Origin of the sequence: Streptomyces poriticola (assembly GCF_036689765.1) — a bacterium.
GTDB classification, from domain to species: domain Bacteria; phylum Actinomycetota; class Actinomycetes; order Streptomycetales; family Streptomycetaceae; genus Streptomyces; species Streptomyces poriticola.
Window position 1 is genome coordinate 20,274 of sequence record NZ_JBAGKH010000009.1, and the last position, 21,430, is coordinate 41,703.

21 protein-coding genes and 1 pseudogene are annotated in these 21,430 nt (G+C 72.5%); 2 read left to right on the forward strand and 20 right to left on the reverse strand.

What is annotated here, in order from left to right:
• Window positions 1-204 precede the first annotated feature (204 nt).
• The 16 genes and pseudogenes from dprA to proS all read right to left on the reverse strand — a co-directional run bounded on the left by dprA (window position 205) and on the right by proS (window position 13,263).
• Window positions 205-1,383, reverse strand: a complete 1,179-nt coding sequence (dprA, locus tag V5O46_RS15335) for a DNA-processing protein DprA (protein ID WP_332885153.1) — start codon at window positions 1,381-1,383, stop codon at window positions 205-207.
• Window positions 1,380-3,011, reverse strand: a complete 1,632-nt coding sequence (locus V5O46_RS15340; RefSeq protein ID WP_332885154.1) for a YifB family Mg chelatase-like AAA ATPase — start codon at window positions 3,009-3,011, stop codon at window positions 1,380-1,382. Before V5O46_RS15340 ends, dprA begins: the two co-directional genes overlap by 4 nt.
• Entirely contained in the window at window positions 3,011-3,382 is a 372-nt protein-coding gene (locus tag V5O46_RS15345) for a YraN family protein (protein WP_332885155.1), read from the reverse strand. The genes V5O46_RS15340 and V5O46_RS15345 overlap by 1 nt, the downstream gene beginning before the upstream one ends.
• Before the next feature lie 109 nt (window positions 3,383-3,491).
• Window positions 3,492-3,800 carry a DUF2469 domain-containing protein gene (locus tag V5O46_RS15350; protein WP_003993268.1) on the reverse strand — a complete coding sequence of 103 codons (309 nt, stop codon included), beginning with the start codon at window positions 3,798-3,800 and terminating at the stop codon, window positions 3,492-3,494.
• 56 nt (window positions 3,801-3,856) lie between these two features.
• Entirely contained in the window at window positions 3,857-4,381 is a 525-nt protein-coding gene (locus V5O46_RS15355) for an NUDIX hydrolase (protein ID WP_332885156.1), read from the reverse strand.
• Window positions 4,371-5,141 carry a signal peptidase I gene (lepB, locus tag V5O46_RS15360; RefSeq protein ID WP_332885157.1) on the reverse strand — a complete coding sequence of 257 codons (771 nt, stop codon included), beginning with the start codon at window positions 5,139-5,141 and terminating at the stop codon, window positions 4,371-4,373. The genes V5O46_RS15355 and lepB (V5O46_RS15360) overlap by 11 nt, the downstream gene beginning before the upstream one ends.
• Before the next feature lie 86 nt (window positions 5,142-5,227).
• Window positions 5,228-6,232, reverse strand: a complete 1,005-nt coding sequence (lepB, locus tag V5O46_RS15365) for a signal peptidase I (RefSeq protein WP_332885158.1) — start codon at window positions 6,230-6,232, stop codon at window positions 5,228-5,230.
• Window positions 6,120-7,208 carry a signal peptidase I gene (gene lepB, locus V5O46_RS15370; protein ID WP_332885159.1) on the reverse strand — a complete coding sequence of 363 codons (1,089 nt, stop codon included), beginning with the start codon at window positions 7,206-7,208 and terminating at the stop codon, window positions 6,120-6,122. The genes lepB (V5O46_RS15365) and lepB (V5O46_RS15370) overlap by 113 nt, the downstream gene beginning before the upstream one ends.
• Window positions 7,209-7,392: 184 nt before the next feature.
• Window positions 7,393-8,106: pseudogene (gene lepB, locus V5O46_RS15375) on the reverse strand (signal peptidase I); the annotation flags it as partial.
• A 45-nt stretch (window positions 8,107-8,151) separates the two neighbouring features.
• The gene (rplS, locus tag V5O46_RS15380) at window positions 8,152-8,502 is read right to left on the reverse strand and encodes a 50S ribosomal protein L19 (RefSeq protein ID WP_189700817.1); all 351 of its coding nucleotides are present in this window, start codon (window positions 8,500-8,502) and stop codon (window positions 8,152-8,154) included.
• A gap of 135 nt (window positions 8,503-8,637) precedes the next feature.
• The gene (gene trmD / locus V5O46_RS15385; RefSeq protein WP_332885160.1) at window positions 8,638-9,471 is read right to left on the reverse strand and encodes a tRNA (guanosine(37)-N1)-methyltransferase TrmD; all 834 of its coding nucleotides are present in this window, start codon (window positions 9,469-9,471) and stop codon (window positions 8,638-8,640) included.
• Window positions 9,471-10,022 (reverse strand): ribosome maturation factor RimM, encoded by a 552-nt coding sequence (rimM, locus tag V5O46_RS15390; protein ID WP_332885161.1) that lies wholly within the window; start codon window positions 10,020-10,022, stop codon window positions 9,471-9,473. The genes trmD and rimM overlap by 1 nt, the downstream gene beginning before the upstream one ends.
• A gap of 79 nt (window positions 10,023-10,101) precedes the next feature.
• Window positions 10,102-10,341 (reverse strand): RNA-binding protein, encoded by a 240-nt coding sequence (locus V5O46_RS15395; protein WP_003973401.1) that lies wholly within the window; start codon window positions 10,339-10,341, stop codon window positions 10,102-10,104.
• A gap of 2 nt (window positions 10,342-10,343) precedes the next feature.
• Window positions 10,344-10,760, reverse strand: coding sequence for a 30S ribosomal protein S16 (rpsP, locus tag V5O46_RS15400; protein WP_332885162.1), 417 nt, complete (start codon window positions 10,758-10,760; stop codon window positions 10,344-10,346).
• A 229-nt stretch (window positions 10,761-10,989) separates the two neighbouring features.
• Window positions 10,990-11,586 (reverse strand): hypothetical protein, encoded by a 597-nt coding sequence (locus V5O46_RS15405; RefSeq protein WP_332885163.1) that lies wholly within the window; start codon window positions 11,584-11,586, stop codon window positions 10,990-10,992.
• Between the two features lie 261 nt (window positions 11,587-11,847).
• Window positions 11,848-13,263, reverse strand: coding sequence for a proline--tRNA ligase (gene proS / locus V5O46_RS15410; protein WP_332885164.1), 1,416 nt, complete (start codon window positions 13,261-13,263; stop codon window positions 11,848-11,850).
• A 209-nt stretch (window positions 13,264-13,472) separates the two neighbouring features.
• Between proS and V5O46_RS15415 the strand changes: the two genes are divergently transcribed.
• On the forward strand, window positions 13,473-14,330 hold the full coding sequence (locus tag V5O46_RS15415) for an SAM-dependent methyltransferase (protein ID WP_332885165.1): 858 nt from the start codon (window positions 13,473-13,475) through the stop codon (window positions 14,328-14,330).
• Window positions 14,331-14,428: 98 nt separating this feature from the next.
• Entirely contained in the window at window positions 14,429-15,046 is a 618-nt protein-coding gene (locus V5O46_RS15420; protein WP_332885166.1) for a hypothetical protein, read from the forward strand.
• 296 nt (window positions 15,047-15,342) lie between these two features.
• Here the strand turns inward: V5O46_RS15420 and ffh are convergent, their stop codons facing one another.
• The 4 genes from ffh to V5O46_RS15440 all read right to left on the reverse strand — a co-directional run bounded on the left by ffh (window position 15,343) and on the right by V5O46_RS15440 (window position 21,324).
• Window positions 15,343-16,893, reverse strand: a complete 1,551-nt coding sequence (gene ffh / locus V5O46_RS15425; RefSeq protein WP_332885167.1) for a signal recognition particle protein — start codon at window positions 16,891-16,893, stop codon at window positions 15,343-15,345.
• Between the two features lie 221 nt (window positions 16,894-17,114).
• The gene (locus V5O46_RS15430) at window positions 17,115-19,673 is read right to left on the reverse strand and encodes a [protein-PII] uridylyltransferase (protein ID WP_332885168.1); all 2,559 of its coding nucleotides are present in this window, start codon (window positions 19,671-19,673) and stop codon (window positions 17,115-17,117) included.
• 23 nt (window positions 19,674-19,696) lie between these two features.
• Window positions 19,697-20,035 carry a P-II family nitrogen regulator gene (locus V5O46_RS15435; protein ID WP_006346309.1) on the reverse strand — a complete coding sequence of 113 codons (339 nt, stop codon included), beginning with the start codon at window positions 20,033-20,035 and terminating at the stop codon, window positions 19,697-19,699.
• Window positions 20,032-21,324, reverse strand: a complete 1,293-nt coding sequence (locus V5O46_RS15440; protein WP_332885169.1) for an ammonium transporter — start codon at window positions 21,322-21,324, stop codon at window positions 20,032-20,034. The genes V5O46_RS15435 and V5O46_RS15440 overlap by 4 nt, the downstream gene beginning before the upstream one ends.
• Window positions 21,325-21,430 lie beyond the last annotated feature (106 nt).

A 21,430-nucleotide genomic window follows, 5' to 3' on the forward strand; every position in this document is an offset into this window, starting at 1 on the left:
GGTCCTGTCTGCGAGGGGCCTTCGTGAGCGTAGCGTGACTGGACCGTGGCGGTGAGCGAAGAGCGGGTCGGGGGCGGGCGCAGATACGTTCCGCGGGGCGGACCGCCCGGGTGACCCGATCGCTGTGAGTGATCACTCGAATCGCCCAACTGCGGGAATTCCCAAGGCCGTCGGGGGTTCCCCCGGACGGCCGAACACACTCGGTCAGCACGGGCTCGGTCCGCCGCGCGCCGACATCATGGCCTGGCGTGTCAACTTCCAGCCGTCGTCGTGTCGTTCGACGTAACCGAGTGCTCGAAGCTCGTACAGCCTCGCGACGGCGTCCTCCTCGGTGGTCTGTGCGCGGCGGGCGAGCTCGGGCGCGGCAGCGGTTCCGCGTGCCGGGAGTGCGGCCAGGACCTGCCGGGCGCGGGGTGCCAGCAGGTCGCTGGGGAGCACGGGGCCGCGCCGTTCCGGGGCGAGTTCGCCGATCGCGCCGACCAGTTCGACGACGTCGGCGGCGTCGGTGACGAGTTCGGCCTCGCCGCGCAGCAGCTCGTGCACGCCGGCCGAGCGCCCGCTGGTGGCCGGGCCGGGTACGCCCATGGTGTGCCGGCCCAGGCGTCGGGCGGCTCGTGCGGTGACGAGCGAGCCGCTGCGGTGGGCGGCCTCGACGACGACGGTGCCGCGGGTCAGTGCGGCGATCACTCGGTTGCGGAGGATGAATCTGCTGGGTGTGGGATGGTCACCGGGCGGCAGTTCACCGATCACGAGGCCCTGCTCGGCGATTCTGCCGATCAGCCGGGTGTGGCCGCGCGGGTAGGGCCGGTCGAGACCGCAGGCGAGGACGGCTACGGTCGCGCCGCCGGCACCGAGGGCGCCCCGGTGTGCGGCGCCGTCGATGCCGTAGGCGCCGCCGGAGACCACGACCCAGCCGCGCTCGGCGAGGCCGGCGGCAAGGGTGGTGGCCATGTGTGCGCCGTACTCGGTGCAGGCGCGGGCACCGACCACGGCGACCGACTGCAGGGCCCAGATCCGCAGGTCGGGCAGGCCGCACACCCAGAGTCCGAGGGGCCGGGCGTCGCCGAGGTCGTCGAGCTGGCCGGGCCATTCGGCGGCTCGCGGGGTCACGAAGCGTACGCCGGCAGCCTGCGCGACGGCGAGGTCGTGGCGGGGCCGGGCCTGCCGGGCACGGGCGCGGAGCCCGGCCCAGCGGCGCTCGCTCGCCCCCGGCAGGGCGGGCCCGCCCTCCCGGAGCCGCCGGATCACCTCCGGTAGGCCGAACTCGCGCAGCCATCGCCCGCCGGTCTCGTCACCGGGTTCCAGGACGCGGGTGAGGAAGATCCGGTCGAGCAGGGCGTCGCCGTCGGTGTGCGTGGTGCCGGTGGTGCCGGTGGCGGTCATGTCAGGGCTCCGATGGCCATGGGAACGCCTCGGGGCACGCCGGTGCGCAGTTGCAGGGCGAGGGCGACGTCTCCCGCGTCGGGCCGGTCGTGACCGGCGAGGTCGGCGACGGTCCAGGCGACACGGAGGACGCGGTCGAGACCGCGGGCGGTGAGCGCGCCCCGTTCGAGGTTGCGCTCCGCCTCGTCGAGGGCGCCGGGGGCGGCGTGCCAGCGGCTGCGCAGTTCGCGACCGGGGATGTCGCTGTTGCTGCGCCACGGGGTGCCGGTGAGACGGGCCGCGGACCGTTCCCGGGCGTCGCGCACCCGGTCGGCGACCGTGGCGGTGGACTCGCCGCGGCTGCCGCTCGCGGTGAGTTCGGTCCGGGTGACGCGGTCGACCTCGACGCGGAGGTCGACGCGGTCGAGCAGGGGGCCGGAGAGCCTGGCCTGGTAGCGGCGGATGGCGGAGGGCGGGCAGTCGCACAGGCCGTCGTTCGGGGAGAAGCGCCCGCAGGGGCAGGGGTTGGCGGCGAGCACCATCAGGAACCTGGCCGGGTAGCGGACGACGCCTGCGCTGCGTGCGACGACGACGTGGCCGTTCTCCAGGGGCTGGCGCAGGGCGTCCAGCGCCTGGCGGCTGAATTCTGGGGTTTCGTCCAGAAAGAGGATGCCGCGGTGTGCGAGGGAGACGGCTCCGGGCCGTGCCAGTCCGGGGCCGCCGCCGACGAGGGCCTGCATGGTGGCGGAGTGGTGCGGGGCGCAGTAGGGGGCCGTGTCGATCAGCGGTTTGCCGGGGGGCAGCAGTCCGGCCACCGAGTGCACGGCTGTGACTTCGAGTGACTCCTGCCGGGTGAGCGGGGGCAGGACGGCCGGAAGCCGTTCGGCCAGCATCGTCTTGCCGGCGCCGGGCGGTCCCTCCAGGAAGAGGTGGTGCCCGCCGGCCGCGGCGACCTCGGCGGCGGTGCGCGCCGAGAGCTGGCCGACGATGTCTGCGAGGTCATGGGCGGGGTCGTCCCGGGCAGCCGCCGTCGCGGTGCTGTGCAGTCCGGTGGCGGCACCGGAGCCGGGTACGCGCAGACCGGCCAGGAGGGGATCGGGGTGTCCGTGCCGGTCCGGGTCCTCGTCGGGTACGGGCTCGTCGGTGAGGATCGCGATCAGCTGGCGCAGGCTGCGGACGCCGAGGACGGAGACGCCGGGGACGAGGGAGGCCTCCGCGGCGGCGCTCTCGGGGACGACCACCTGTTCGTAGCCGGCGTCGGCCGCGGCGAGGACGGCGGGCAGGATGCCGCGTACCGGCCGCACCCGGCCGTCCAGGCCGAGTTCGCCGATCATCACGATGTCGGCCAGCACCCGTGGGTCGATCCGCTCGCCGGCGCCGAGGACGGCGCCGGCGACGGCGAGGTCGAATCCGCTGCCGCTCTTGGGCACCGAGGCGGGGCTCAGGCCGACGGTCAGTTTCTTCTGCGGCCATTCGGCCCCGGAGTTGACCACGGCGGCGCGGACCCGGTCCCGGCTCTCGGTCAGGCTCTTGTCCGGCAGTCCGACGAGGGTGAAGGCGGCCACGCCGGGCTCCAGGCCGGCCTGGACCTCGACGACCACCCCTTCGACGCCGGCCAGCGCCACCGAGCACGTTCGTGCGAATCCCATCACGCCACCCCCCGGACGTGTTCCACGACGGGCGCGCCGCGGCGGGGCAGCTGGACGCCGACGAGGTCGATGCGGATGCCGCCGGGTGGCGCTCCGCCGTGGGTCTGGGCCCAGCGTTCGGCGAGTCCGCGCAGGCGCTGGGCCTTGCCGTGGGTGACCGCGGCCATCGGGTGCTGGAAGGCCGCCGCGCGGCGGGTCTTCACCTCGCAGACGACCAGGACGTCGCCGTCGCGGGCGACGATGTCGATCTCACCGGTCCTGCCGCCGCGCCAGTTGCGCGCCAGCACGGTCATTCCGGCTTCGGTCAGCCGTCGTGCGGCCAGGCTCTCGCCGTACCTGCCGAGTGCGCTGCGTGCCCGTTGGGTGTTCATGTCGGCACCACCTCCGGTGCCAACGGTCGGGCATCCCGGACCATGGGTGTGATCTTGGTGGGCTACTCGTCGGTTGTGGAAAACCCCATCACTCGAACGGGCGTGCCGCTCACCCGCTCGGGAGCTCCAGGTCGCTCTTGTTCAGCTCCTCGATGTTCACGTCCTTGAACGTGAGGACGCGCACCTGCTTGACGAACCGAGCCGGCCGGTACATGTCCCACACCCATGCGTCGGCCATGGACACCTCGAAGAACACCTCACCCTGGACCGAGTGCACCTGCATCTCGTAGTCGTTGGTCAGGTAGAAGCGTCGCTCGGTCTCGATCACGTATTTGAACAGACCGACGACATCGCGGTACTCCCGGTAGAGCTTCAGCTCCATCTCGGTCTCGTACTTCTCGAGGTCCTCGGCGCTCATGGCATGTTCCCCTTCAGCCGTGCGATCCCCCCATTGTGCGCCAGTCCCGTGAGCCGCTAGACGATTTCGGTGTCCAGGGTCACCGGCCCGGCCGGGGGACCTTCGTCGAGCAGCGTGCGCAGCAGCCCGGCGAGTCTGGTCGGATACACCGTCTCATGTGCCCGGTCCAGTTCCCGGCACGTCCACCAGCGCGCTCCCGCCACACTGCGCCGCTCCAGCTCGGTCAGGCCGGCCGCGACGGTGGTGGTCTGCGCCGTTCGGGCCAGGTAGTACCACTCGTCCTGGTCCCAGCGGCGGCCCGCGAACGGGAAGGAGCACCGGCGCTGCCAGAGCACCGGGCCGAGCTCGACCTCGGTGATGCCGGTCTCCTCGGCGAGCTCCCGCAGGGCGGCCTGCTCACGGGTCTCGTCACCCTCCACGCCGCCGCCGGGCGTGAACCACCAGTCGTCGGCCGGGTCGTCCGGCTCGTGGCCGTGCAGCAGCAGGATGCGGTCGTCGGGGTCGAGCAGGACCACGCGGGCGACCCGGCGCATCCCGCCCTGGTAGGTGTCCTGCCCCGCCCGCCTCGCTTCAGCGGGCATCGGCGGGCTCCGTACGGGTCCGGGCACGGGCGGCGGCGCGCTTGGCGTACGGGCCGTAGGCGGCTCCACCGAGGATCAGCGCGGCGCCCGCGGCGATCAGCGCGGTGACCGTCCGCAGCGGGCCCGGCACGGAGAGGCCGCCGAGCGGCTCGAAGCCGGTGGGGCGGTCCAGCATGCCGTCCATGGGCCAGACCACGGCGTCCACCCGGGCCTGCACGGCGCCCCGCGCCACCGTGCCGCCGGCCGCGTCGGTGAGGTGGGCGCTGGAGTCCACGGAGCCGTGGCGCTCGTCGCCGAGCAGGAACAGCCGCCCCTCGGGGACGGTCACCTCCGGGAACGAGCTGCTCTCGGCGGAGCCGTCGGCGCCGAGGTAGGGCTCTTCGATCTTCTTGCCGTTGACCTTGAGCCCGCCGTCCTGGCAGCAGGAGACGGTGTCACCGCCGACGGCGACGACACGCTTGATCACCGGGGCGTCGGCCCAGGTGGTGTCCGTGAAGACGACGACATCGCCGCGGCGTACGTCGGAGCCGTCGATGCGCTCGGCCAGGACCCGGTCACCGGCCGCGATGGTCGGCGTCATCGACGTGGTGGGCACGGTGTACGGCCGGTAGACCACCGCTCCCCAGGCGAAACCCCCCAGGAACAGCACCAGCCCCAGTGCCACGGCCAGGTTGGACAGCCGCTGTCCGGTCCGGCCGCCCGCCCCGCCCGTGCGCGCCCTGCCGTGCGGGCCCGTACGCGTCGTACTCTCGCCACCCATGGGTCCGCACCCTACCCGGCGGTACCCGGCACGGTCAGCCCCGTCTGCCGCACGGTCGGCCCGGTCGGACGGGTCTCAGGGCCCGCTCAGTGCTGCCGGGCCGCCGTGGTCCGCCGCCGGCGCCAGAGGACCAGGGGTACCGCGGCAACCAGCGCCGCGCCCTGCGGTGCGGTCGAGAGCAGGCGGGCAGCCGCCGCCTGGTCGTTCAGTCCGGCCTGGTCGAAGGTGTCGGGCACGGGCAGCGTGTGCCAGCGGGTGACCGGCCAGGCGACGAAGATCGCGCGCCCGATGACCTCGTCCACCGGCACCATGCCGTTGTGCTTGTCGGCGGTGTTGTACCGCGAGTCGCGGGAGTTCTGCCGGTGGTCGCCCATGACCCAGATGTAGCCCTCGGGCACCGTCACGTTGAACTGGCCGCCCTGGTCGTCGACGCTGCACGGGGTGTTGCCGGGGTAGACGTACGGCTCGTTCAGCGCCTTGCCGTTGACCTTGACCGGGCCGGTTCCCTGGCACTCGACGGTGTCGCCGCCGACCCCGATGACCCGCTTGATCAGGTCCTTCTCCTCGGCGGACGGCATCAGGCCGATCCAGCTCAGGAAGGTCTGCAGGGCGTTCGGGTCGGGGGTGGGCTCACCGGCCAGCCAGTTGTCCGGGTCGTGGAAGACGACGACCTCGCCGCGATCGGGCTCGGAGCCGAACCACGGCGTCAGCTTGTCGACCAGGACGCGGTCGCCCTCGGTGAGGGTGTTCTGCATCGAGGCGGACGGGATGGAGAAGGCCTGCACCAGGAAGGTCTTGATCAGCAGCGCGAGTACCAGCGCGATACCGATCAGGATCGGCAGCTCCTTCCAGAAGGAGCGCTGCTTCTTCGCCGGCCCGGGAGGCGGGGGTGTGCCGTCGCCCGCTCCGCCGCCGCTGCCGGGCCGCTGGTCGTCGTGCCGCTCGTCCGTCACCGCGCCGTCCTCGGTCGCCGCGTAGTCACTCTCTGAGGTCGAGGCGCCGTCCGCGGCCGGGGCAGCCGCCTCCACGGGGTGTCCGCGGTCCTCCTCGCCGCCGTGTCCGGACCGTGCGCCAACCGCCACATCCCCCACGCCAACTCCTTACTCTGTGCGACCGCCTGCTCCGTGCACGGTGCAGGCCCACCACTCCCATAACGAGCGGGAGTTCCGCAGGGGTCGGGAGCTGGATCATCTCGTTCGGATCGTAGGGGGCAACCCTATGCGACGGTGCGGAAGAGGCGGTCGTCCCGGAGCCCGCGTCGGGCAGGGAAGCAAATGTTTTCGGCTCTTCCAGTGTGGCCCAGTGGCTGAGCGGCCACGCGATGAGCATGGCCCGGCCCACCACCTCGTCCTCGGAGACCGTGCCGAAGTCGGTCTCCTGGTGGGAGCGGGAGTCGGCGGAGTTGGACCGGTGGTCGCCCATGACCCAGAGCCGCCCCTCGGGGACGGTGACGTCGAAAGCGTCCTTGGACGGGTCGTCGCCGGGGTACAGGTAGTCCTCGTCCAGAGGGACGCCGTTGACGGTGACGCGGCCCTGCTGGTCGCAGCAGCGGACTCGGTCGCCGCCGACCCCGACGACCCGCTTGATCAGGTCCTTCTCATCGTCGGAGGGCAGCAGGCCGATGAACGCGAGGCCCTCCTTGACCTGCTTGATGACGACCGGGTCGTCCTTGACGGGCGTCTGTTCCTCCTGGAGCCAGCCGCCCGGATCACGGAAGACGACGACGTCCCCGCGCTGCGGCTCGGAGCCGAACCACGGAGTGAGCTTGTCGACCAGGACGCGGTCGCCGATCTGGATCGTCTGCTCCATGGAGCCGGACGGAATCACGAAGGCCTGCACCAGGAAGGTCTTCAGCACCAGGGCTATCAGGACGGCGACGCCGACGAGGAGCGGTATCTCCTTGACCGCGCTGCGCCTGCGGCGCCGCTTGACCTTGCGCTGGAGCTTGCGCCGCTCCGCGCGGCTGCGGCCACCGGCACCCGGCCCGCCGGCCCGCCGGGTGCCGGTGGGCAGCAGGTTCTCCGCGGGGCTGCTGGGCGCTCCGCGGGGCTTGCCGCGGTTACCCATGGGCGGCCCCCGCGTCGCCTTGACCCACCGCCGCGTGGCCTCGGGTGCCCCACGCGTCCCCCTGAACCGCCCCCACGGGCCCGCGGGTGCCCGTCGCACCGCCGTGGGCGGCCCCCGCCTGCCCCGGGGAGTCCTCCGCATGCCCCTGGACGGCACCCTCGAGCTCCTGGGCGGCACCTGCGGCCCCCTGGGTGTCCTCGGCGGCGGGCACGCGCGCGTAGGCACCGGGGCGGTCGAGGTGGGTGGCGTGGCCGAGGGGCCACACGATCCAGTCGGCGCGGCCGATCACCTCGTCCTCGGGGATCATGCCGCCGCCCGGCGAGCCGAGGTGGGCGCGGGAGTCGCTGGAGTCGGCCCGGTGGTCGCCGAGGACGAACAGCCTGCCGTCGGGCACCACGACGTCGAAGCGCACCGCGGAGGGGCGGTCGCCGGGGTGGAGGAATGCCGACTCGTCGACGGACCGGCCGTTCACCCGGATCCTCCCCTCCTCGTCGCAGCAGACCACATGGTCACCGCTCACCCCGACAACGCGTTTGATGTAGGCGCCGTGCCCGAAGTACCCGGTGCCGTCGAACACGACGACGTCGCCCCGCTGCGGCCGGTCCCCGAAACGGTACGCCAACTTGTTTACGAGAACGCGGTCGCCGATCCTCAATCCGGGCTCCATCGATCCGCTGGGGATCCGGAAGGGCTGCAGCACGAACGTGGCGAGCAGCAGCAGGAACACCAGCACGGTCAGCAGCCCCAGGGTGCCCCGACCGCCCGGCACCGCGTCCGCGATCCGGGTCGGCAACGCGGAACGCGACCGTCCCTCCCGGTCCTCCGGACCCGAGGTCGTCTCGGTCCCGGCAGGGCGGGGGGAGCGGTCGCGCTCCGTGTGCTGCGTGTGGGTGTCCATCGGGGCCAGATGCTATCCGGCTCCGGTGGACGCGCCGGAGTGCGCTCAGTTCTCGCGCTTCTCCTTGATCTTCGCTGCCTTGCCGCGCAGGTCGCGCAGGTAGTACAGCTTGGCACGGCGGACGTCACCCTTGGTGACGAGCTCGATCTTCTCCACGATCGGGGTGTGCACCGGGAAGGTGCGCTCGACGCCGACGGAGAAGGAGACCTTGCGGACCGTGAAGGTCTCGCGCACGCCGGAACCCTGGCGGCGGATCACCACGCCCTTGAACTGCTGCACACGGGAGCGGTTGCCCTCGATGACGCGGACGTGCACGTTGACCGTGTCGCCCGGACGGAAGGCGGGGACGTCGGTGCGCAGCGACGCGGCGTCGACGGTGTCGAGCAGGTGAGACATTTCGTCTGCTTTCCTCGCTGATGCCACAGGTCATCAACGGAATCTCGGTGTTCTGGATCAGGGCTGTGCGGGTCGGGACGGGCGTCGTGTCCCCCTGTGGCAGGGGCGCACGCCGGACGGGCGCACAGCAGCGCCCTATTCTTCCACGCCGTCGGTCCTGCGCCAAAATCGGCCGTACGGCTCCCCCGCCGGGTCCGGTTCCCAGCCCAGGACGGAGAGCATCTCGCGGTCCTTCTTGTCGAAGGCCTTGGGGTCGCACCGCTCGATCAGGTCGGGCCGGTGGGCTGTCGTCCGCTTCAGGGCCTCGTCCCGGCGAAAGCGGGCGATCTTCCCGTGGTGGCCGCTGAGCAGCACGTCCGGGATGCCCCGGCCGCGCCACCGGGGCGGCTTGGTGTGGACGGGCCCCTCCAGGAGGTTGGCCATGGTGCCGGGGGCGAAGGAGTCGTCGCGGTGGGACTCGGCGTTGCCGAGCACGCCGGGCAGCAGCCGGGCCACGGCCTCGGTGACGACCAGGACCGCCGCCTCGCCGCCGGCCAGGACGTAGTCGCCGATGGACACCTCGTACACCGGCATCCGGGTGGCGTACTCGTCGACGACGCGGCGGTCGATGCCCTCGTAGCGGGCGGGGGTGAAGACCAGCCAGGGGCGCTCGGAGAGGTGGACGGCGAGCTCCTGGGTGAAGGGCCGGCCGCTGGGCGTGGGCACGATGAGGGCGGGCTCGTGCGAGCCGGTCTCGTAGCCGTCGGCCAGGACCGCGTCCAGGGCGTCGCCCCAGGGCTCGGTCTTCATGACCATGCCGGGGCCGCCGCCGTAGGGCGTGTCGTCGACCGTGTGGTGCCGGTCGTAGGTCCAGGACCGCAGGTCGTGGACGTGCACGTCGAGCTGTCCGCGCGCGCGTGCCTTGCCGACGAGGGAGACGTTCAGCGGCTCCAGGTACTCGGGGAAGATCGTGACGACGTCGAGCCGCATTACGCCTTTTCCTCACCCTCGCGGGAGGAGGCGATCTCGGCGCGGTCGTCGATCAGACCGGGCGGCGGGTCGATGACCGCGCGCTGCTCCTCCAGGTCGATCCCGGTGACGATCTCGGCGACGAACGGCACGTAGACCTCGCTGCCGTCGGCCCGCTCCACGACGAACAGGTCCTGGGTGGGCAGATGGGCGATCTCGGTGATCCGGCCGACGGGTGTGCCGTCGGCGGTGACCACGTCGAGGTCGATCAGCTGGTGGTCGTAGTACTCGTCCTCCTCCTCGGGCAGTTCGTCCGGGTCGACGTCGGCGATGAGGAGGGTGTTGCGCAGCGCCTCGGCGGCGTTGCGGTCGCGTACGCCCTCGAAGCGCAGCAGGAGGCGGCCGCTGTGCACGCGGCCGGTCTCGATGGTGAGCGGTCCGGCCGAGGCGGGGTCGGTGGCCAGGACGGCGCCGGGGGCGAGCCGCAGTTCCGGCTCGTCGGTGCGCACCTCGACGGTGACCTCGCCCTTGATGCCGTGGGCCCGGCCGATGCGAGCGACTACCAGCTGCACGGTGTGTGATCTCCTGTCATACGACTACGGGCCGGGGACGGCCATGGCCCTCCCCGGCCCGAGCCGGTGTTGCGAAGCGTCAGCGGACGTGGTCCACGTCGACGAGGTCGACGCGGACGCCCCGGCCGCCGATGGCGCCCACGACGGTGCGCAGTGCGCGTGCGGTGCGGCCGTTGCGGCCGATCACCTTGCCGAGGTCGTCCGGGTGGACCCGGACCTCGAGCACGCGACCGCGGCGCAGGTTGCGCGAGGCGACCTGCACATCGTCAGGGTTGTCGACGATGCCCTTCACGAGGTGCTCGAGAGCCTCCTCGAGCATGCTCAGGCCTCGGCGCCGGACTCGGCGGCAGCCTCGTCCTTCTTCTCAGCCTTCTTCTTCTGGGTGATCGCCTCACCCTTGCCCTCGTCGTCGCCGGCGAGCGCCTCGAAGGACGGGCGGGCCGACTTCTCGGCCGGCTGGAGCAGCGGCGCCGGGGCGGGCTCGCCCTTGAACTTCTGCCAGTCGCCGGTCTTCTTCAGGATGGCGAGCACGGGCTCGGTCGGCTGGGCACCGACGGAGAGCCAGTAGGCCACGCGCTCCGAGTCGACCTCCATCACCGACGGGTTGTACGTCGGGTGGTACTTGCCGATCTCCTCGATCGCCCGGCCGTCACGGCGGGTGCGGGAGTCGGCGACGACGATGCGGTAGTGAGGCGAACGGATCTTGCCCAGACGCTTCAGCTTGATCTTGACTGCCACGGGAGTGGGTTCTCCTGGATTTGACGTGGTTGGGCACGGCGGGAATGCCGCGTGGGGCTGCGGTACCCGAATGCCCGATGGACGCGTCAGCCGGAGGAGAGAGGGATCCTGTGCGACTGTCGAGTACAGCTAGACATTGTGCCACACCGTGCGGGCAGCCCCGGGCCGGGGAGCGTCGGTGTCCCGCTCCCCGGCCGGCGACCGGCAGCCACGAGATGCCGGTCGCGTGTCAGCCTGCCGCCGCGCCCACCGCCTCCGGGATGCGGAACGGCTTGCCGCAGCCGCCGCACACGATCGGGGCCTGGGCCAGGACGGACGGGACGACCCGCACATTGCGGCCGCAGTCGCAGACCGCCTTGACCCGCACCCCGCCGCCGGAGGAACCGTGGCGGGCGGCCGGACCGCGGAAGGTGCGGGCCGAGTCCGTCTCGGTCGCGGCGGTGTGGGCCTTCAGGGCTCGCTGGAGGCGTTCGATCGTCGGGCGGTACCGGCGCTTGGCCTCGGGGCTGAGCGTGACCAGTGAGAAGCCGCTGCTCGGGTGCGGCTCCTCGGGGTGGTCCAGGCCCAGCTCCTCGGCGATCGCGAGGAACCGGCGGTTGTGGTAGCGGCCGGCGCGGGAGGTGTCGCGGACTCCGCGCGCGGCGGCGATGCCGTGGACTGCCTCATGGAGCAGTCGCTCGAAGGAGAGCTCGTGCCCGCATGCGGACGACGACTCTCCGATCAGGGACTCGGGCGCGGCAAGATCGGGCAGCTCGGAGTGGTGCCGCTGAATGTCGGCCCACGCCTGCGCCAGCTCTGCGGCGAGAACAGGTGGTGTCGTGCTCACGTAATGAGAACGAGCAGGGGTGCCACTGTGTTCCTATTCCGGGGCATCCCAAATAATTTGCTCTTACCCGTCAGTTTTCGTTGATGCGTCCCGACGAGGGCGGGTGCGCTGATCTGCGGAGAAGCCTCGCACCTCGTACCAAGGTGGTGCGTAGTCCGCAGTACGCGCCCGCGCGTAGCGGCGGTGGGCGGGCCCGGATGGCGGGGGCCGCCGGTGCGCAAGAGGCGTTTCGGCCGTGTCCTGCGCCGGAAGGTCTCTTCTTCAGTAAGCGCGCGCCACGACCGCGACGTTACCCGGTGCGTCGTCGGCGTCCGGCACCGACCCGTCCTCGGCGACCAGACACCGTACGGTCACCGCGTGTTCGGCCAGTCGGGCCTCGCCCTCCTCGCCGAGCGCCGCCCACGGCAACCGCGCCCAGCCGCCCGCGGCCGCGGCCGCCGCGGCCTCCTCGGCGGAGGACACGTCGGACGTGAGGGCCTCGCGGCGCTCCCGGGACTGACGCAGCAGCAGTGCCTGGTCCTCCTCGAGCACCGTTGGGAGCAGTTCGGCGAGCGCCTGAAGGGGGACCGGCTGCTTGCCGCCCGGGATCCGGCGGACCAGGGTCGCGGTGCCGCTCTCCAGGTCGCGGGGGCCGACCTCGATCCGTACCGGCACACCCTTGAGCTCCCAGTCGACGGCGCGGCGCCCGAAGGGGGTGTCCGTGCGATCGTCGACACGGGCCCTCAGCCCGGCCGCCGTGAGCCGGTCGCCGAGCTCGCGGACCTTGGCCAGAACCTGTTCCTCGCCCTTGACCGCGAGCACGACCACCTGGACGGGGGCGAGCCGGGGCGGCACCCGCAACCCGCTGTCATCGCCGTGCGACATGATCAGGCCACCCACCATGCGGGTGGAGGAGCCCCAGGAGGTCTGCCAGACGTACTCCTCGCGGCCCTCCTTCGACAGGTACCGGGTGTCGAACGCCCTGGCGAAGTTCTGGCCGAGTTCATGGCTGGTGCCCAGCTGGAGCGCCTTGCCGTCGCCCATCATCCCTTCGAGGGTGAGGGTGTTGACGGCGCCGGCGAACCGTTCGCTCGCGGTCTTGCGGCCGGCGACGACGTCGATGGCGAGGATGTTCTCCATGAAGTCGGCGTACACCTCGCGGTGGATGTGCGCGGCGTAGTCCCGGGCGTCCTCGTAGGTGGCGTGGGCGGTGTGGCCCTCCTGCCAGAGGAATTCACTCGTACGGAGGAACACCCGGGGGCGCATCTCCCAGCGCACCACGTTGGCCCACTGGTTGATCAGCAGGGGCAGGTCGCGGTAGCTCTGCACCCACTTGGCGAAGTACTCGTTGACGATGGTCTCGGAGGTGGGCCGGACCACCACCGGTTCCTCCAGCTGTTTGCCGCCGCCGTGCGTGACGACGGCCAGCTCGGGGGCGAAGCCCTCGACGTGCTGGGCCTCCCGGGTCAGGTGGCCCTGCGGGATGAACAGCGGGAAGTAGGCGTTGTCGGCGCCCGCGGCCTTGATGCGGGTGTCCATCTCCTGCTGCATGCGCTCCCACAGCGCGTAGCCGTAGGGCCGGATGACCATGGTGCCGCGCACCGGTCCGCTGTCGGCCAGTTCGGCCTTGCCGATCAGGTCCTGGTACCAGCGCGGGTAGTCGTCCGCCCTGGGCGTGAGCACGGGTGCCTTGGCCATGGCGCGATGGTACGGGCGCAGGTTGCCGGAATGTGAAATCTCGCCATGTGGCCGCGGACCGGGCAAACCGGTCGCCGCTACCACTGGACGCCACGGCGAGCCCGGAGTTTCCTGGCTTACGGGGGGAGTGCGAGCGCACCGCACGGGGCCACGGCACCCGGGCACCGCGGCAACACCTTGCGAACTCTCGTCGATTGGGGCGCTTTCCTATGACACCTACGCTCGTGCGCCGGCATCTCACGCACGCGGGGGCCCCGCCCCGCGCGGACCGGCGTGCACGCGCGCGTGACTGGTCCGAGATCCAGGAGCGGATGCTCGTGCCGCTCTACGAGGCGGTCTACGAGCGACTGGACGTGGGACCCGGCACGAGACTGCTGGGGCTGGGCTGCGGTTCCGGGCTGGCCCTGCTGATGGCCGCCTCGCGGGGCGCCGAGGTCACCGGGGTCGACGACGGCGCGCCGGAGCGCGTGGCCCTGGCGCGGGAGCGGCTGCTGCCTCCGGCGTGGGACACCCGCGCGCGGGGCGGCGGGCGGATCGTCGAGGGCCCGCCGCGCCGCGCGGACGCCCCGCAGGCACCCCCGTTCACCCTGGTGACCGCCTTCGAGCCGATCGGCTGTCCGGTCGGCGACTCCGGGGGTCCGGCCGGGCTGCTGGCGGAGGCGGCGCCGCTCGCCGAGCGCGGGGCGCCGGTGGTGCTGGCCGGCTGGGGGCCGCCGGAGCGGTGTGCCACCACCTCCGTACTGCGGGTGGCGACCAAGCTCGCGGATCCGCTGCGCCGCGCGGGCAGCTGGCGTCCGGCTCTCCGCGACGATCTGGAGGAGGCTGCCCACCGGGCCGGTCTGCGGCCGGACGGCTCCGGCCGCGTCGCCTGCCCGTTCGGTTACGCCGACGCCGACAGCGCGGTGCGCGGGCTGCTGTCCACGGGCCTGTTCGACGCGGCGATCGCGGCGACGGACGGGGCGCAGGTCGACAAGGAACTCGCCGAGGCGCTGCATCCGTACCAGCGCGCGGACGGCACGGTGTGGATGCCGAACGTCTTCCGCTATCTGATCGCGCGCACGCCCTGACCGGCGGCGAAGCGGCTCCGGGTTCGCCTGCGGGGGTGGACGCCCCCTAGCCTGATCCACCGTTCGGGGACCGAACGCGTCTGCCCACAGGAGCTGTTGTGCCGCACCACAAGACCGCGCTGCGTCTCGCCGCGCCCGTCGCCGTCCTTGCGCTCGCCCTCACCGGCTGCGGGGGCGGTGAGGAGGACGACCCCGCCGACGCGAAGGGCGCTGCCGGGAGGACGGCGTCGGCGCGGGCCGGGGCCTCGCCGTCCGAGCCGGCCTCCGGCGGTGCCCTGGCCGCCGGTGAGAGTGCGACGGGCACGGTCGCGGAGGAGCCCGGCGAGGTCACGTACGAGATCGTGGCGGAGAAGGTCGAGGTCGGCACGGAGGAGGAGGCCGCCGAGGCGGTCGCCGACCCCGAGGACGCCAAGGGCAAGGTGCTGGCCGTCGCGCAGGTGAGGTACACCCACAGGGGCGGGCCCGCGCTGACCGGTACGGCCGACGTCGACGACGCCACCGCGGTCTTCGCCGGCGGCCGGCGCGGCGCGGTCCTCATCGGCGCCACCGAGTCGGCCCCGGGCTGCGAGAACCCTTATGAGGTGGAGAGCTGGAATCCGGGCGAGAGCCATGTCTTCTGCGAGACGTACGTGATCCCGGCGGACGCCACGAGTGTGGCGGTCCACTGGTCCGAGGAGGACGGCGAGCCCTACATCTGGACGTTCGAGCCGTCCTGACGCGCCGTCGGCCAGGTACGGACCGGGACCGCGCACCCGGGTTTCCGGGCCGCTGTCCCGGGCGGCCGCTGTCCCGGGCGGACTGGTTCCGGTTCCGGCGTGGCGGGTCCTCCGAGGGGTCCCCCGCGCCCGGCCGGGCGCATGGCCGGCACCGGTGTGCCCGCCGGGGAAGGGCATGCGGGCGGTGCCGAGCCGCTCGGCCGGTGACCCGGCCGCGGTACGCGCGTGTACGGCACCGGGGCGCCCCGTCGCGAGGGGAGGGCACCCCGGTGCCGTACACGTACCGGATCCGGCCGTCAGCCCATGAACTTCTTGAACTCGTCAGGCAGTTCGAAGTCCTTGGCGCCCTGCTGCGGCAGGCTGAAGGCACCGCCGCTCTCCGCAGCCGCGGCGCGCCGGGCGGCCTCCTCCTGCTCCTGCTGCTTGCGCTTCATCGGGTTGCCGGAGCGCTGCTTGCCCTTGGCCTTCTTCGGCTGCTTCTTCTGCCGGCCGGGACCGCCACCCATGCCCGGCATCCCCGGCATGCCCGGCATACCGCCGCCCTGGGCCATCCGCGACATCATCTTGCGAGCCTCGAAGAACCGCTCGACCAGCCCCTTGACCGCGCTGACCTCGACACCGGAACCGCGCGCGATCCGGGCGCGGCGCGAGCCGTTGATGATCGCCGGGTCCTGGCGCTCGGTCGGGGTCATCGACTTGATGATGGCGGCGGTGCGGTCCACGTCGCGCTCGTCGAGGTTGTTGATCTGGTCCTTCATCTGCCCCATGCCGGGCAGCATGCCGAGCAGCTTGCTGATGCTGCCCATCTTCCGGACCTGCTCCATCTGGGCCAGGAAGTCGTCCAGGGTGAAGTCCTGGCCCTTCTTGGACGCCAGCTTGGAGGCCATCTTCTCGGCCTCTTCCTGGCTGAACGTCTTCTCCGCCTGCTCGATCAGGGTGAGCAGGTCACCCATGTCGAGGATGCGGGAGGCCATCCGGTCCGGGTGGAAGGCGTCGAAGTCGTCGAGCTTCTCACCGTTCGACGCGAACATGATCGGCTTGCCGGTGATCTGCCGGATCGACAGCGCGGCACCACCGCGGGCGTCGCCGTCCAGCTTGGAGAGCACCACACCGTCGAATCCGACGCCGTCGCGGAAGGCCTCGGCGGTGTTGACGGCGTCCTGGCCGATCATCGCGTCGACGACGAACAGGATCTCGTCGGGCGAGACGGCGTCCCGGATGTCGGCCGCCTGCCGCATCATCTCCTGGTCGATGCCGAGACGGCCGGCGGTGTCCACGATCACGATGTCGTGGACCTTGGCCTTCGCATGCTCGATGGAGTCCTTGGCGACCTTCACCGGGTCGCCGACCCCGTTGCCCGGCTCCGGGGCGAACACGGCCACGCCGGCCCGCTCGGCCACCACGCTGAGCTGGTTCACGGCGTTCGGACGCTGCAGGTCGGCGGCGACCAGCAGCGGCGAGTGGCCCTGCTCCGCGAGCCACCGGCCGAGCTTGCCCGCGAGGGTGGTCTTACCGGCGCCCTGCAGACCGGCCAGCATGATCACCGTCGGCGGCTGCTTGGCGAAGCGCAGACGCCGGGTCTCGCCGCCGAGGATCTCTACGAGCTCCTCGTTGACGATCTTGAGGACCTGCTGGGCGGGATTCAGCGCCTTGGAGACCTCGGCGCCCAGGGCGCGCTCCTTGACGCTCTTGATGAACGTCCGCACGACCGGCAGGGCCACGTCCGCCTCGAGGAGCGCGATGCGGATCTCGCGGGCCGTGGCGTCGATGTCCGCTTCGCTGAGCCGACCTTTGCCCCGGAGGGTCTTGAAGGTCGCTTGCAGGCGGTCGGAGAGGGTATCGAACACGGCGGCGTCGGTCCTTGGAGTCGGCGACAGTTTGGGCTGCCCTCCAGAGTATCCGGCCCCGCAACCAAATCGTCCCTGCCCGCTGAGGTCAGCGCGCAGGGACCGTAGCCGCGCGTCGGCGGGGACCACGTCCGCGTCCCCGCCGGCCCGTGACAGACCGCCCGCCGGACCACGCCGGCGGTGGCCGGGGACGCCTTGGTCACCGCCCGGGCGCTTCGGCGTCATCCCCGCAGCATGTCCTCCAGCGTCCGCGCCACGGCCGCCGCCTCCTCGCCCGGAAGCGGAGCACCCGAGCCGTCGGTCACATAGAAGGCGTCCACGGCGTTCGCCCCCAGCGTGGAGACGTGGGCGCTGCGCACCCGCACCCCCGCGCCCTCCAGCGCCCGCCCGATGCGGAACAGCAGCCCGGGGGCGTCCTGGGCACGGACCTCGATCACCGTGGCGTGCCGGGAGGCCGCCGGGGCGACCGTCACCCGGGCCGGCGGTGCGACGACCCCCCTGCGCCGCGGATACGCGGCGTCCCGCTCGGCGAGCCGCCCGGCGATGTCCAGGGAGCCGTCAAGTGCCCGGACCAGGTCGGCGCGGAGCCGGGCGGCCTGCGGCAGCGAGCCGTACTCGGCGGCGACGCGCCAGTCGAGCAGCAGCACGGAGCCGTCGGCGGCATCGGATCCGGCTGAGCCGACGGAGGCAGCTGATGCGGCGGAGGCTGAGGTAACTGGTGCGGCTGAGGCGTCGGAATCCTCGACGCCGTCCGGCAGCGGCAGGGCGCGCAGCTCCGCCGTACGGACGGTCAGCCGGTGCATGGCCAGCACCCCGGCCACCGCGGGCAGCACGCCCGGCTGGTCCGGCACGGCGATCTGCAGCTCGACGCCGAGCGGCTCCGGGTCGGCGGCAAGCCCGGCCGCGGGGACGGCGGAGACGTCCTTCCCGGCTGCGGGCGGCTCGGCCTGCGCCCGCAGCGCCAGGACCGGGCCGCCGGTGCGGAAGGCCTCGACGGCGAGCCGTTCCTGCTCGGCGGTGGGCGCGGCGGCCTCTGGGTCCTCCAGCGGGTCGCCCGAGAGCACCGCCGAGACCCGTTTCACCAGGTCGGCCACGAGCGAGCCGCGCCAGGAAGACCAGGCTGCCGGTCCGGTGGCCAGGGCGTCGGCCTCGGTGAGCGCGTGCAGCAGCTCCAGGGTCCCCTGGGTGCCGACGGCCTCGGCGACCGCGCGCACGGTGGCGGGGTCGTCCAGGTCACGCCGGGTGGCGGTCTCGACGAGCAGCAGGTGGTGGCGGACGAGGGCGGCGACGACGCCCACGTCCGCGCCGTCGAAGCCGATGCGGGCGGCCACGTCCTTGGCGATGGTCTCGCCGGCCACGGAGTGGTCCCCGGGCCAGCCCTTGCCGATGTCGTGCAGCAGCGCGGCGACCAGCAGCAGGTCGGGGCGGTGTACCCGGCGGGCGAGCGCCGAGGCGGCCACCGCGGTCTCGATCAGATGCCGGTCCACGGTCCACACATGCACGGCGTTGCGCTGCGGGCGGCAGCGGACCCGCTCCCAGTCCGGCAGCAGGCGGGTGATCAGCCCTTCCGCCTCCAGCGCCTCCCACACCCCGACGGTGGGCCGGCCGGATCCCAGCAGCGTCACCAGCTGTTCGCGGGCCTCCGCGGGCCAGGGCGCGGGCAGCGGGCGCACCGTCGCGGCCAGGCGCCGTACGGCGTGCCGCGAGAGCGGGAGCCCGGCCTGGGCGGCGGCCGCGGCGGCCCGCAGCGGGAGGACGGGGTCGCGCTCGGGCCGTGCGGTGCGGGCGAGCACCACCTCGCCGTCCTGTTCCACCACGCCCTCGGCGAGCGGTGAGCGCTCGGGGCCGGACTTCCCGCCGCCCAGCATGGCGCGCAGCCGCGGGCGCACCGACCGCGACCGCAGCACTCGCCCCACCTCGCGCCAGGTGACGTCGCTGGCGTACGAGACGACCCGAGCCGCCTCGTAGACCTGGCGCAGCAGGGTGTCGGCGTCGAGCAGGCCCAGCTCGGCGGCGACCTGGTCCTGCTCCTGGAGGGCGAGCCGGTCGGTGGCGCGGCCGGTGGCCAGGTGCAGGGCGTCACGGACGTCGAGCAGCCGGCGCCGGGCGTCGGCAAGGCCCTCACGCGGGGCGTCGGCGAGCCAGGATGCGGCGACGGCGCGCAGCGCGGTGGCGTCGCGCAGTCCGCCGCGGGCCTCCTTGAGGTCGGGTTCCAGCAGGTACTGCAGTTCGCCCTGGCGGGCGGCGCGCTCGGCGCACAGCTCCTGCAGTTCGGGGAGGCGTTTGGGGGCCTGGTTGCGCCAGTCGGCGAGGACGGCGGAGCGCAGGCCGGCGGTGAGGCCGAGGTCGCCGGCGAGGTGCCGGGCGTCCAGCAGTCCGAGGTGGACCTTGAGGTCCTCCCCCGCTGTTCTCCGCGCCTCGGCCGGGGTGCGCACCGAGTGGTCGAGGGCGAGGCCGAGGTCCCAGACGGGGTACCAGAGGCGGTCGGCCAGGGCGGCGACCGCGGCGGGGTCGGCGCCGTCGTGCAGCAGGAGCAGGTCCAGGTCGCTGCGCGGGGAGAGCTCGCCGCGCCCGTAGCCGCCGACGGCGACCAGGGCCGTGCCGCGCACCCCGCCCGCGGCGGCGAAGAGCCCGGCGAGCCAGTCGTCGGTCAGACCGGCGAGGGCGCTGCGGCGCGGCGGCCCGGACTGCTCCCCCTCGGTGAGGAGGTGCAGCCGGGCCGCCGCGTAGCCGCCGGGTCCCGAGTCCTCTGCTCCGTTGGTCACATCCGTACTCGTCACCCGGCGACTCCTGTTCTGTCGTGTCAGAGCGCGTCCGGGCCGCGCTCGCCGGTCCGGACCCGCACCGCCGTGTCGACGGGGACGGACCAGACCTTTCCGTCACCGATCTTGCCCGTTCGGGCCGCCTTGACGACGACCTCGATGAGCTGTTCGGCGTCGTCGTCCTCGGCCAGCACCTCGATGCGGATCTTGGGCACCAGGTCGACCGTGTACTCGGCGCCCCGGTAGACCTCGGTGTGGCCGCGCTGCCGGCCGTATCCGCTGGCCTCGGTGACGGTGAGTCCGTGCACTCCGAAGGCCTGGAGCGCTTCCTTGATCTCGTCGAGCCGGTGCGGCTTCACGACGGCGGTGATGAGCTTCATGCGTCCACCTTCTTGCTCTCGGCCTGGGCTGCGGCACCCGGGGCGGCCGTGGCCGCCGCGGCGGTACGGGCGGCCCCGCCGCCGGCGCCGCTGAAGTCGTAGGCGGTCTCGGCGTGGGCGGCCTGGTCGATACCGCCGACCTCGTCCTCCTCGGAGGCCCGGAAGCCGATGGTCTTCTGCAGCGCGAAGGCGAGGATCAGGGTCACCACGAAGGTGTAGCCCATGACCGCGAAGGCACCGATGGCCTGCGAGACGAACTGGTCGAAGCCGCCGACGCCGCCGATGGCGAGGAAGCCGACCATGAGGGTGCCCAGGACACCGCCGACCAGGTGGACGCCGACCACGTCGAGGGAGTCGTCGTAGCCGAGCTTGTACTTGAGGCTGACGGCCCAGGAGCAGACGGCACCGGCGACGACGCCGATGAGCAGGGCGCCGAAGACGTTGACGCTGCCGCCGGAGGGGGTGATGGCGACCAGGCCGGCCACGGCACCGGAGCAGGCGCCGAGGGTGGTGAACGCCCCGTGACGGATGCGCTCGTAGATCAGCCAGCCGATGACGGCCGCGGCGGTCGCCACCTGGGTGTTGATCGCCATCTGGGCGGTGGTGCCGTCGACGCCGAGCTCGGAGCCGGCGTTGAAGCCGAACCAGCCGAACCAGAGCAGGGCGGTGCCGAGGAGGACCAGCGGCATGTTGTGCGGCCGCATCGGGTCCTTCTTGAAGCCGATGCGCTTGCCGACGACGAGCACGGCGGCGAGGCCGGCCACACCGGCGTTGATGTGGACCGCGGTACCGCCGGCGAAGTCGATCACGGCCGGGTCGAGGTTCGCGAGCCAGCCGCCGCCCCAGACCCAGTGCGCGACCGGGAAGTACACGACGGTGACCCACAGGGCGATGAAGACCATCCATGAGCCGAACTTGACGCGGTCGGCGAGGGCACCGCTGATCAGGGCGGCGGTGATCACCGCGAACAGCATCTGGAAGAGGGAGAACGCGAAGACGGAGATGTTCTCCCCGGCGAAGTTCTCCATCACGCTGTCGGCGTTGACGCCCTTCAGCCCGATCATGTCGAGGTTGCCGATGAATCCGCCGGAGTCACCGCTGAAGGCGAGGGAGTGTCCGTAGAGCACCCACAGGATGCTGACGATGCCCAGCGAGATGAAGGACATCATGAGCATGTTGAGGACGCTCTTGGAGCGGACCATGCCGCCGTAGAACAGGGCCAGCCCAGGCGTCATCAGCATGACGAGCGCTGCACTGATCAATACGAATCCGGTATCTGTGCCGTTCAATGCCGGTATCTCCTCGTCGTGGATACGGCCCCGTGCGGGAAGCCTGAGCGGGGTGAGGGGTGGGCCGGTTATGGGGCACGAGATTGGCGCAGCGCCGTTTCGGCGG

What these genes read in the sequence shown, in the direction of transcription:
- dprA (WP_332885153.1), bottom strand. Translation starts at nt 1,383, where the DNA reads ATGACCGCCACCGGCACCACCGGCACCACGCACACCGACGGCGACGCC.
- proS (WP_332885164.1), bottom strand. Translation starts at nt 13,263, where the DNA reads ATGGCCAAGGCACCCGTGCTCACGCCCAGGGCGGACGACTACCCGCGC.
- rplS (WP_189700817.1), bottom strand. Translation starts at nt 8,502, where the DNA reads ATGTCTCACCTGCTCGACACCGTCGACGCCGCGTCGCTGCGCACCGAC.
- V5O46_RS15435 (WP_006346309.1), bottom strand. Translation starts at nt 20,035, where the DNA reads ATGAAGCTCATCACCGCCGTCGTGAAGCCGCACCGGCTCGACGAGATC.
- lepB (WP_332885159.1), bottom strand. Translation starts at nt 7,208, where the DNA reads ATGGGTAACCGCGGCAAGCCCCGCGGAGCGCCCAGCAGCCCCGCGGAG.
- V5O46_RS15355 (WP_332885156.1), bottom strand. Translation starts at nt 4,381, where the DNA reads ATGCCCGCTGAAGCGAGGCGGGCGGGGCAGGACACCTACCAGGGCGGG.
- trmD (WP_332885160.1), bottom strand. Translation starts at nt 9,471, where the DNA reads ATGCGGCTCGACGTCGTCACGATCTTCCCCGAGTACCTGGAGCCGCTG.
- lepB (WP_332885157.1), bottom strand. Translation starts at nt 5,141, where the DNA reads ATGGGTGGCGAGAGTACGACGCGTACGGGCCCGCACGGCAGGGCGCGC.
- V5O46_RS15345 (WP_332885155.1), bottom strand. Translation starts at nt 3,382, where the DNA reads ATGAACACCCAACGGGCACGCAGCGCACTCGGCAGGTACGGCGAGAGC.
- V5O46_RS15415 (WP_332885165.1), top strand. Translation starts at nt 13,473, where the DNA reads ATGACACCTACGCTCGTGCGCCGGCATCTCACGCACGCGGGGGCCCCG.
- V5O46_RS15395 (WP_003973401.1), bottom strand. Translation starts at nt 10,341, where the DNA reads ATGCTCGAGGAGGCTCTCGAGCACCTCGTGAAGGGCATCGTCGACAAC.
- V5O46_RS15340 (WP_332885154.1), bottom strand. Translation starts at nt 3,011, where the DNA reads ATGGGATTCGCACGAACGTGCTCGGTGGCGCTGGCCGGCGTCGAAGGG.
- V5O46_RS15350 (WP_003993268.1), bottom strand. Translation starts at nt 3,800, where the DNA reads ATGAGCGCCGAGGACCTCGAGAAGTACGAGACCGAGATGGAGCTGAAG.